Genomic DNA, 10,287 nt, shown 5'->3' on the forward strand with positions numbered 1-10,287 from the left:
TCTGCCAATCTCCGTTGCGGCCGCCACACCGGCGGAATACTCAGCACCCTTACTGTGTTGGCCTTGCCATGAGCCACGAGACAACAGAGCACCAGGAAGTATCCGCCACGATCGACCTGCCGGGCGTCGGAACCGTGCACCGGCTCGGCTTCGGTGCCATGCGCATCGTCGGCGACGGCGTGTGGGGCGAGCCGGCCGACCGTGCCGCCGCCGTCGCCGTCGTCCGCCGCGCCGTCGAGCTCGGCGTCGACTTCATCGACACCGCCGACTCCTACGGCCCCAACATCAGCGAGGAAATCCTGGCCGAGGCTCTGCACCCGTACCCGGCGGGCCTGAAGATCGCCACGAAAGTGGGCTTCACGCGCACCGGGCCGGACCAGTGGATCCCCGTCGGCCGTCCGGAGTACCTGCGCCAGCAGACGGAACTGAGCCTGCGCAAGCTCAAGGTCGACGCCCTGGACCTGCTGCAGCTGCACCGGATCGACCCCAAGGTCGACGCCGAGGAGCAGTTCGGCGTGCTCCGCGAGCTGCTTGACGAGGGCAAGGTCAAGGCCCTGGGCCTGTCGCAGGTCAGCGTGGCCGAGCTGGAACAGGCCGGCAAGCACTTCACCGTTTCCACCGTGCAGAACCGTTACAACCTGACCGACCGCAGCTCCGAGGATGTCCTCGACTACGCCGGGGAGAAGGGCATCGGCTTCATTCCCTGGGCCCCCATCTCCGCCGGCGAACTCGCCCGGCCGGGCGGACCGCTGGACGAGGCCGCCAAGCGCCTCGGCGCCACCACCTCGCAGGTGGCCCTGGCCTGGCTGCTGCGCCGCTCCCCCGTGATGATGCCCATCCCCGGCACCGGTTCCGTCAAGCACCTCGAGGAAAACCTCGCGGCCGCCGGAGTCGTCCTCGATGACGCCACCTTCGCCGAGCTCAACGACGCCCGCTAGAGACCACCCTCCCCCTCATAACCCCACCGCCGGGTCCGCCCGGCAGAACAGGAGCACACCATGGCCAACATCCTGATGGTCGTATCCGCCGCCGATTCCCTCACCATGCGTGACGGCAGCCAGCACCCCACCGGTTTCTGGGCCGAGGAGCTCGTCGTCTCCCACCAGGAGCTGATCAAGGCCGGCCACACCGTCCACATCGCCACCCCCGGCGGCGCCAAGCCCACCGTGGACCAGGTCAGCCTGCAGGCGGACCAGGCCGGCGGCCAGGAGCGCGCGGACGGCTTCCGCTCCTACCTGGACAAGATCGACGGCGAGCTCTCCTCCCCGCTGGTGCTCGCCGACGTCGACCTCTCCGGCTACGACGCCGTGGTCATGCCCGGCGGCCACGGCCCGATGGCCGACCTGTACCAGGACGCCGCCCTCGGCAAGCTCCTGACCCAGGCCAACAACGACGGCAAGATCATCGCCCCGTTCTGCCACGGCCCCGCCGGCCTGCTCAGCGCGGTCGACGGCGACGGCACCTTCGCCTTCGCCGGCCGCCGCGTCACGGTCTTCACCAACGAGGAGGAACTCGGCGGCGGCACCGGCGAGAACACCCCGTGGTTCGTCGAGGACGAGCTCAAGAACAAGGGCGCCGTCGTGGACAACGGCGGAGCCTGGACCTCCCACGTGATCCGGGACGGCAACCTGATCAGCGGCCAGAACCCGCAGTCCAGCGCGGACGTGGCCCAGGAAGTCATCAAGGCGCTCACCGACGCAAAGTAATTCCGGCCGACGCCGGGTCCGGGCAACCGGACCCGGCTAAGCTAGCCGCATGGCGATCAAATCCACCGCAGATAAAGTAGCCACACTCCAAAAGGGATACACCCTGGAGGGTCCCACGATTGAGCTGGGAGCAGCGATCGTCGACGGCGAGCTGCACAAGGAAGCACCGGTCCGCCTGCCGCTGGCCATGATGAACCGGCACGGCCTGGTGGCCGGAGCCACCGGCACCGGCAAGACCGTGACACTGCACATGATGGCCGAACAGCTCTCCACCGCGGGGGTACCGGTGTTCCTCGCGGACATCAAGGGCGACCTCTCCGGCCTCGCCACCGCGGCCACCGGCTCCGAGAAACTCAAGGCCCGCACCGACAGCATCGGCCAGCCCTGGTCCGGTAAGACCTTCCCGGTGGAATTCCTCGCCCTCGGCGGCGACGGCGCCGGCGTGCCGGTCCGCGCCACGGTCACCTCCTTCGGCCCGATCCTGCTCTCCCGGATCATGGATTTGAACGAGACCCAGGAATCCAGCCTGCAGCTGGTGTTCCATTTCGCGGACAAGAACAACCTCGAACTCATCGACCTCAAGGACCTCCGCGCGGTCATCCAGTTCCTCACCTCTGACGAGGGCAAGGAAGCCCTCCAGGACCTCGGCGGGCTCTCCAAGGCCACGGCCGGCGTCATCCTCCGCGAACTGATCACCCTCGAGGCCCAGGGCATGGAGAAATTCTTCGGCGAGCCCGAGTTCAACACTGCCGAACTGCTCCGCACCGCCCCCGACGGCCGCGGCGTGGTCTCCTGCCTGGAGCTCCCCACCCTGCAGACCAAGCCGATGCTGTTCTCCACCTTCCTAATGTGGCTGCTGGCGGACCTGTTCGAGGACTTGCCCGAGGCCGGGGACCTGGACAAGCCGAAGCTGGTCTTCTTCCTCGACGAGGCGCACCTGCTCTTCAACGGCGCCTCCAAGGCCTTCCTCGACGCCATCACCACCACCGTGCGGCTGATCCGCTCCAAGGGCGTCGGCATCTTCTTCGTCACCCAGACCCCGAAGGATGTCCCCGCCGACGTCCTGGGCCAGCTCGCCAACCGGGTCCAGCACGCCCTGCGGGCCTTCACCCCGGAGGACGCGAAGGCCCTCAAGGCCACCGTCTCGACCTTCCCGGTCAGCGACTACGACCTGGAGGAGACTCTGACGACGGCGGGCATCGGCGAGGCCGTCATCACCGTCATGAACGAGAAGGGCGCACCCACCCCGGTGGCGCTGACCCGGCTGCGCGCCCCGGAATCCGTGATGGGTCCCAGCGAGCCCGCCCTGGTGGCCAGCACCGTGGCGGCCTCGTCGCTGCTGGCCGCGTATGGTACCGCCGTCGACAATGTTTCGGCCTACGAGAAGCTCTCCGGCAAGGCCGCCGCGCCCACCGGTCCGGCCGCCGGACCCGCCTCGGCGCCGGAGACCGGGGCTGCCCCGGCCGGCACGCCCACCGACGTCGACGCCGACGCGCGGCTGATCGAGGAGGAGATCCTCGGCCGCCCGAGCAGCCGCCCGGCCCCCGCCCCCGAAGCCCGCCGCGCCCCGCAGGCCCCGCCCGCCCCGCAGCAGGGCGGCGGCATGGCTGGCGACCTGGCCGGCGCCCTGGGCGGTGCGCTCGGCGGCGGGCTGAAGAGCATGGCCCGGTCCCTGGGCACCCAGCTGGGCCGCGAACTGCTGCGCGGCGTCTTCGGCACGTCCTCCCGGAGCCGGCGCCGCTGACGCCCAAGGGGTCTGGCGGTGGCTTAGCCGTGACCTGACTGCGGCTTCTCTGGGGTCTAGTTGGGGGCGTCCGGCCGTCATGCGCGGACGTCGTGACACCGGGATTTGGCGGGGCGGCAGGTAACGTAAGAATCGTGCAGATGAGTCAGGCCGTCGTCAAAACCGCAGCCCTGTGGCTGCTGGGCCTGATGCTGGCAGTGGCAGGCGCCGTCGTCGCCATCAACGTCGTGAATAATTCCCTGGCCAGCCCGCAGCAGCCGGTGCGCGAATATCTGGACGCGTTGCGCCAGGGTGAGGGCGCCAAAGCCTTGGGCCTGTTGCACGCGTCCGTCCCCAAGAGCAACGCCGCCATGCTGGACGGCGCCGGGTTGAAGGCGGCCGCGGCGCGCCTCTCCGACGTCTCGGTGGGCCGTGCGGAGGACCGGGGCGGTAACCGGGTGATGGTGCCGATCGATTACAGCATCGACGGCAGCCGCCAGCGCACGGAGTTCCTGCTCCAGGGCTCGGACCCGCAGTGGCTGTTCTTCCGGGACTGGTCCTTCGTACCCACCACGCTGCCCGTCCTGGATGTCACCGTGGTCAACTCCAACCACGCCGCGCTCAACGGGGTTCCGGTCAACATGCCCAACGGCCGCAACAGCTTCGCCGTCTTCTACCCCGGCCAGTACGAGGCGTCACTGAACAGCCAGTACTTCGCGGCGCCCCCGTCCCGGACCACGCTGACCGGCAAGGACGCCCCGGCCGCGCCGCTGAACCTGCTGACCCGCGCCACCGACGGACTGAAGAGCGCCGTCACGGCCAAGGTCAAAGAATTCCTGGACACCTGCGCGGACCAGGCGGACAAGAAGCAGCAACTCCAGCCGGACTGCCCGTTCTACCACGCCACCAACAACCGGGTGGTGGACGGCACCATCGACTGGAGCATCACCGACTACCCGGTGGTCAGCATCGAACCCTTCGGCGGCCGCTGGGTGGTGGCTCCGCTGGACGGAAAGGCCCGGATCAAGGCCCGCCAGGTAGACCTGTTCACGGGCTCTGTCACCGAACTGAACGCCGTCCACGACTTCAGCTTCACCGCCCGCCTGGACGTCGACGGGGACTCGGTGAAGCTCACCCCGCAGCTGACCGGTTAGTTTTTGTACCGCCCGCCAGCAGCGCGCGGAGGCATAAAAGGGCCGGTCCGGGTCAGACCCGGACCGGCCCAATCGCCTTAGTCCATTCCGCGCAGATCCAGCACCAGCTCGGTGTCACCGTCGGGCTGCAGGGTCACCGGGATGCCCCAGTCCTGCTGGTACAGGTGGCAGGCCGCGTGGTCCGGGATCTCGCCGTCGGCGTCCTCGGGGCCGTCACAGGCGGCCGCGCGGGCCGTGATGTGCAGGACGCCCTCGGGGACGTCAGAGGCCAGCTCCAGGGTGCGGAGCAGTCCCACGGAGGTCCCGCCACCGGCCACCAGCAGCTCCGGCGGGGTGGAGGAGATCTTCAGCTGCGTCGGGTCGCCCCAGCGGTCGTCCAGTTTCTGCCCGGTCGGGGCGGTGAAGCGGACCGTCAGGGACAGCAGTCCGGGCGCCACCGGGCTCTTGGGCCGCTGCGTCTGGGCGGCTCCCTCGTCCACCTGCTGGGCTTCCTTGGGGATCGGCACGTACACCAGCTGGTGCTTGTTGGCCTCGACCACCACCAGCAGCGGTTCCTCGCCGGCCACGTGGGTGTGGTCCACAATCACGTCGGAAGGCTCGGACAGGCCGCGGGCCAGGGTGGACACGGTACCGGTGGCCGGGTCGTAGCGGCGGACCGCGCCGTTGTAGGTGTCCGCGATCGCCACGGAGCCGTCGGGCAGCACGGTGACGCCCAGCGGGTGCTGCAGCCGCGCCTCGGCGGCCGGACCGTCCCGGAAACCGAAGTCGAACAGGCCCTTGCCCACGGCGGACTCGACGGTGACGCTGCGGTCCTCGCCGATCACCAGCTTCCGGAGCGCGGAGGTCTCGGAGTCGGCCACCCAGATGTTGCCGCCGGCGTCCTCGGCGAGGCCGGAGGACTGGGCGAACCAGGCCTCGGCGGCCGGTCCGTCAAGGAGCCCTTCGAGGCCATTGCCGGCGACGATGGTGACGGCCCCGGTCACTGGGTCGAAGCCGAAGATCTGGTGCACACCGGCCATGGCCACGACCACGGCGTTGAGCTTCGCGGACCAGACGACATCCCACGGCGAGCTGAGCGCCACCTTCAGCGGATCGGCTTCCAGCGCGGCACCGTAGGCGGCACCCTCCTCGTCCACCCGGGCGGGCCCGGTCTCGAGGAGCCGCTGGATGCCGTTGCCGGCCAGGGTGGTGGCCTCACCGGTGCGGAGCGAGAGCCCGCGGAGCCGGTGGTTGACCGAGTCGGCGATCACGACGTCGTAGCCGGCCTGGTCGGCCACGTCCTGGGGCAGCAGCACCAGGCCCTGGGGTTCGTTGAAGCGGGCGTCGGCGGGGCCGCCGTCGGCGTACCCCTTCTCGCCCGAGCCGTACGTGCCCAGCACCGTCTCGAAGTCGGTGGAGAGTTCCACCAGGCGGTGGTGGCCGGTGTCGGTGACCAGCCAGGACCCGGCGTCGCCGGCTGCCTCGGAGCCGCGGCCGGCGGGCAGGTAAAGGGCCTTGCCGGGGAAGCGGAGGGTGCCCGACGTCGGTTCCGGCGCCACGTACGGGCCGTCGCCGCGGTGCAGGGTGCCCTTGGCCTCGTGTTCGGCGATGAGTTCCGGGATCAGCACGGCCAGGCCGTCGGCGTGACCCTCACCGGAGAGGTGCGCCACGATGTAACCCTCCGGGTCGACGACCACCAGGGTGGGCCAGGCGCGGGCGGTGTACGCCTTCCAGGTCTCCAGCTCCGGGTCGTCCAGGACCGGGTGGCGGATCTCGTAGCGTTCGACGGCGGCGGCGAGGGCCACCGGGTCCGCCTCGTGCTCGAACTTGGGCGAGTGCACGCCCACGGTCACCAGGACGTCCGAGTACTCCTGCTCGAGGGGGCGCAGCTCGTCCAGGACGTGCAGGCAGTTGATGCAGCAGAAGGTCCAGAAATCCAGCAGCACGATCTTGCCGCGCAGGGATTCAAGGTCCAGGGACTTGCCGCCGGTGTTCAACCAGCCGCGTCCCACGAGTTCGGAGGCCCGGACCCGGTGGTGGGTGCGTACTGTTTCGCTCATCAGCGTCCTTCCAGCTTGGAGTTGCGATCGGCCAGCTTCGCGTCGCGTTCGGCGAGCTTGGCAAACATATCGTTGTAAGCGGTGAGATCGGCGTCGTTATTCCTGTCCGCCGCGCGGTCGGTGCGTTTGGACTCGCGTGCGTCGGAGCGGGACCACTGGACGGCGACGCCGATCGCCACCAGCAGGGTGGGTACCTCGCCGATGCCCCAGGCCACGGCACCGCCAGTCTGCTGGTCCAGCAGCGCCGACTGTCCCCAGGCCCGGCCGAGGTTGCCGAAGTAGTCCGCGGCCAGCAACCCGGTGCCGCCCATGATGGAGACGCCGAAGAAGGCGTGGAAGCCCATCGTGGCCAGCAGCAGCACCAAGCGCATCGGGTACGCGGCCCGCCGCGGCAGCGGATCAATGCCAATCATGGTGAGCACGAAGATGTAGCCGGTCAGGAGGAAGTGCAGGTTCATCAGCTCGTGGCCCACATGGTCGCGCATGGCGTAGCCGAACGCATCCGAGAAGTAGAACAGGATGATGGACCCGGCGAAGTTCGCGGCGGCGAAGAGCGGGTGCGTGACCAGCTGGGAGAACTTCGAGTGCACAAAGATCAGCAGCCATTCCCGCGGGCCGCGCGAGCTGTCCCGACGCGGGGTGAGGGCGCGCAGCGCGAGGGTCACCGGGGCGCCGAGGACCAGGAAGATGGGCGCCACCATGGTCAGGGCCATGTGGTCCACCATGTGCGCGGAGAACAGCACGCGGCCGTAGACCGACGGCGGCCCGGAGGTGATGTAGGTCAGGACGATCAGGCCGATGATCCAGTTCGCCGTCCGGAACCAGGACCATGAGTCTCCCCGCTTGGTGACCTTCCGGACGCCCAGCAGGTAGGAGACCAGGCCCGCGGCGGCCACGGCCACCCAGAGCCAGTCGAAGCGCCATTCGGTGAGCCAGCGCTGCGGGGTCAGCTCGGGCGGCAGCTCGTAGCCGGAGAGGATGAACGCCGGGGAGGCGTCGGGGGCGAACGTGGTGGGCTGCGGCGGGGCCGAGCGGCCGAGGGCCACCGCCAGGCCGGAGGTGGCGCCCATGATCAACAGTTCGACGGCGATCAGCTGCCAGAGCACCCGGCGGGCCGTCTTGCCGTGGCCCGTCGCGCCCAGCTGCGGGATCACCCACTGCCGGTGCATGAAGCCCACGCCCCCGAGGACCAGGGTGGCCGCGGCCTTGGCCATGATGAGCTGCCCGTAAGGGGAGCCGAAGAGGTCGGCCCAGCTGGAGACCCGGATGCTGGCGTTGATGACGCCCGAGCCGAAGACCAGGGCGAAGGCGAACCCGGCCAGGGCGGAGAACCGCCGCAGGGTGGGCTCGGTGATGTCGGCCTTGCCGCCAGAGCTGGTGAGAATTTGGGAGAGGAGGGCGAGCATGATGATGCCGCCCACCCAGGCGGACACGCCGGCCAGGTGCAGGGCCAGGGAGTTGATCGCGCCCTCGTGGTCGTTCGAACTGGCCGAGTGGCCGATCAGCGCCTGCGGGATCAGGCCGCCCGCGGCGATCACCAGCGTGATGGCCAGCGCGCCCCGGGAGCGGATGCCGAAAAGTGCGGTGGTCACGACGGCGGCGATGATCACGACGGCGAGCCAGGCACGGCCGGTGTCGATGTCCGTCATGTAGTAGACCAGCGACTTGGTGAACTGCGGGTCGCCAGCGAGGGTCTGGCCGGCGATGTCGGCGTAGCTGAGAACCAAGACCGCGACGGCAGACAGCGTCCAGACGACGCCGGCGATCGCCGTGACGGACAGCGCCCGGGTGAAGGCCGGGTGTTCCGGGGCGTTTTTGTCCCGGGAGGCCTTGCGGGTGGAGTTCCACGGCAGGATGCCGACGGCGAAGATGAGGCCGCCGATGACGGTGGCGATGGAGATGTTGTGCAGCGCCTTGGTGACCGGCAGGCCCCAGCGGACCAGGGCACCGGGGTCGGAGACCGCGCGGGCACCCGCCGCGCCCGAGAACAGTAGCCCGGTGATCAGGGCGGCGAAGAGTACCGCCAGCCCGGTCCATAGCCACGGCTGCGTGATGCCGGGGGTGCCGGCGCCGGAGCCAGCCGGTCCGCCCTGCCGGGAGGACGCTGCCGGGCTCTGGGTTCTCGTAGCAAAAGGCACAGTTCCATTGTCCGCTACTGCCGCCGCCGGGCCGAATCCGGCGTCACGAGCCGGCGGCCGCTGGCGGGCGGTTCAAACGCCAAGGAGCGGCAACCCGTGAGGGGTTGCCGCTCCTTCAAGCGTGGAAGAAGACTACTTCTTCTTGGCGACGGCGGCCTTCAGCTTGGAGCCTGCGGTCAGCTTGACGCTGTGGCCGGCGGCGATCTGAATGGTCTCGCCGGTCTGCGGGTTGCGGCCGGTGCGGGCAGCGCGGTCGGTGCGCTCGACGGCGAGCCAGCCCGGGATGGTGATCTTTTCGCCCGCGGCGACAGAGGTCTCGAAAACCTCGAACAGTGCATCGAGCACGGAGTTGACGGCTGCCTGGCTGGTGCCGGCCTTGCCAGCTACCTCTGAAACAAGTTCACTACGGTTCTTAGCCATGTATGTCCTCCTGGACTGATCTAATTTCTGAAGCCTGCCCGCAGTGCGCGAGCAAGCCACTCTTCGAAAACTTACCAGCTAGGCGCCCGCGAGGAGACAAAATTCCGCGTGTTTTCGCGCTTTTTTGGTCAAAATCACGACTTCGGAGCGGTTTGGACGGCCCATTTCAGCCCTCAGCGGACGCATCAGCATCATCACCCCCAGCCGGCGCACCAATAGTCGGTTCCCTGGAGGACTGAGGAACCGGCGGGACGGCGTGCGGGAAGGCGCACCAGTGCTGTCATCGGCCCGCCGACCGACCCCGGTTTCCCAGACGGTCCCTCACATAATGCCCACTTTCCCCAGGCGGTCCCTCAGCTGCTGCCGGTTTCCACCGGACGCTCCCTCAGCTGCTGCCGGTTTCCACCGGACGCTCCCTCAGCTGCTGCCGGTTTCCACCGGACGCTCCCTCAGCTCAGGGCGCTACTGGGGCGCTGCCTGGGTGGTTGGTCTGCGGATACCCGCTGGATGTGAGGGAGGGAGTTCCGGGAGCACCCGAATGTGTGGAAGGGAGTCCCGAGAGGGGACCCGGTGGTGAGTGGGCGTCCGATCCTGGCTGGCAGGTTAGGCAGCCGGGGTGGTGGTTAAAGTGGGAGAGCCTCCAACCGTGTGGTTGGAGGCTCTCGACCTAAATGATGTTCCGGCGGTGACCTACTCTCCCACACCCTCCCGGGTGCAGTACCATCGGCGCTGTGGGTCTTAGCTTCCGGGTTCGGAATGGGACCGGGCGTTTCCCCCACGCTATGACCGCCGTAACCCTGTTACCCGGACCAACCCGTGGGGTTGGTGGGAAATCTATTGTGGTTACAACTCCTGCCCTGGGGCAGGTTGTGGTGTTGTATTCAATTATGGTTCGGTTCCGTGCAACACAACTGACCCGGTGGTGGGTTTGTTGGTTGGGAACCACATAGTGGACGCAAGCAGTCTTGTTCTTCATACCCACCCCCGTGGGGGTGGTGTGTGGTGTAAGTTATCGGCCTATTAGTACCGGTCAGCTTCACGAGTCTTTAGTCCTCGCTTCCACATCCGGCCTATCAACCCAGTGGTCTGGCTGGGGGCCTCTCACAC

At 68.5% G+C, this 10,287-nt stretch carries 7 protein-coding genes and 2 rRNA genes; 4 read left to right on the forward strand and 5 right to left on the reverse strand.

The features are described 5' to 3' along the window. The first annotated feature begins 68 nt into the window (after positions 1-68). From AB0O44_RS04235 to AB0O44_RS04250, 4 genes are all read left to right on the forward strand, one after another. Positions 69-938 (forward strand): aldo/keto reductase, encoded by an 870-nt coding sequence (locus tag AB0O44_RS04235; protein WP_290256451.1) that lies wholly within the window; start codon positions 69-71, stop codon positions 936-938. A gap of 60 nt (positions 939-998) precedes the next feature. Continuing rightward, positions 999-1,706 (forward strand): type 1 glutamine amidotransferase domain-containing protein, encoded by a 708-nt coding sequence (locus tag AB0O44_RS04240; protein WP_364134594.1) that lies wholly within the window; start codon positions 999-1,001, stop codon positions 1,704-1,706. Positions 1,707-1,755: 49 nt separating this feature from the next. Further along, entirely contained in the window at positions 1,756-3,450 is a 1,695-nt protein-coding gene (locus tag AB0O44_RS04245; RefSeq protein ID WP_364134597.1) for a helicase HerA-like domain-containing protein, read from the forward strand. A 140-nt stretch (positions 3,451-3,590) separates the two neighbouring features. Next, positions 3,591-4,583 carry a hypothetical protein gene (locus AB0O44_RS04250; RefSeq protein WP_364134600.1) on the forward strand — a complete coding sequence of 331 codons (993 nt, stop codon included), beginning with the start codon at positions 3,591-3,593 and terminating at the stop codon, positions 4,581-4,583. Positions 4,584-4,660: 77 nt separating this feature from the next. Here AB0O44_RS04250 and AB0O44_RS04255 read toward each other — a convergent pair whose 3' ends face one another. From AB0O44_RS04255 to AB0O44_RS04275, 5 genes are all read right to left on the reverse strand, one after another. After that, positions 4,661-6,622 carry an NHL domain-containing thioredoxin family protein gene (locus tag AB0O44_RS04255; RefSeq protein WP_364134603.1) on the reverse strand — a complete coding sequence of 654 codons (1,962 nt, stop codon included), beginning with the start codon at positions 6,620-6,622 and terminating at the stop codon, positions 4,661-4,663. Beyond that, positions 6,622-8,676 carry a cytochrome c oxidase assembly protein gene (locus tag AB0O44_RS04260; RefSeq protein ID WP_364134705.1) on the reverse strand — a complete coding sequence of 685 codons (2,055 nt, stop codon included), beginning with the start codon at positions 8,674-8,676 and terminating at the stop codon, positions 6,622-6,624. Before AB0O44_RS04260 ends, AB0O44_RS04255 begins: the two co-directional genes overlap by 1 nt. Before the next feature lie 216 nt (positions 8,677-8,892). Continuing rightward, on the reverse strand, positions 8,893-9,180 hold the full coding sequence (locus AB0O44_RS04265) for an HU family DNA-binding protein (protein ID WP_056341443.1): 288 nt from the start codon (positions 9,178-9,180) through the stop codon (positions 8,893-8,895). 677 nt (positions 9,181-9,857) lie between these two features. Next, positions 9,858-9,974, reverse strand: a 5S ribosomal RNA gene (gene rrf / locus AB0O44_RS04270). 205 nt (positions 9,975-10,179) lie between these two features. Next, a 23S ribosomal RNA gene (locus tag AB0O44_RS04275) occupies positions 10,180-10,287 on the reverse strand; the annotation flags it as partial.

Source organism: Arthrobacter sp. NPDC080082, from assembly GCF_040686595.1.
Classification (GTDB): Bacteria; Actinomycetota; Actinomycetes; order Actinomycetales; family Micrococcaceae; genus Arthrobacter.

Coding starts and splice junctions, on each gene's coding strand:
- AB0O44_RS04235 (WP_290256451.1), top strand. CDS start 69: ATGAGCCACGAGACAACAGAGCACCAGGAAGTATCCGCCACGATCGAC.
- AB0O44_RS04240 (WP_364134594.1), top strand. CDS start 999: ATGGCCAACATCCTGATGGTCGTATCCGCCGCCGATTCCCTCACCATG.
- AB0O44_RS04245 (WP_364134597.1), top strand. CDS start 1,756: ATGGCGATCAAATCCACCGCAGATAAAGTAGCCACACTCCAAAAGGGA.
- AB0O44_RS04250 (WP_364134600.1), top strand. CDS start 3,591: ATGAGTCAGGCCGTCGTCAAAACCGCAGCCCTGTGGCTGCTGGGCCTG.
- AB0O44_RS04255 (WP_364134603.1), bottom strand. CDS start 6,622: ATGAGCGAAACAGTACGCACCCACCACCGGGTCCGGGCCTCCGAACTC.
- AB0O44_RS04265 (WP_056341443.1), bottom strand. CDS start 9,180: ATGGCTAAGAACCGTAGTGAACTTGTTTCAGAGGTAGCTGGCAAGGCC.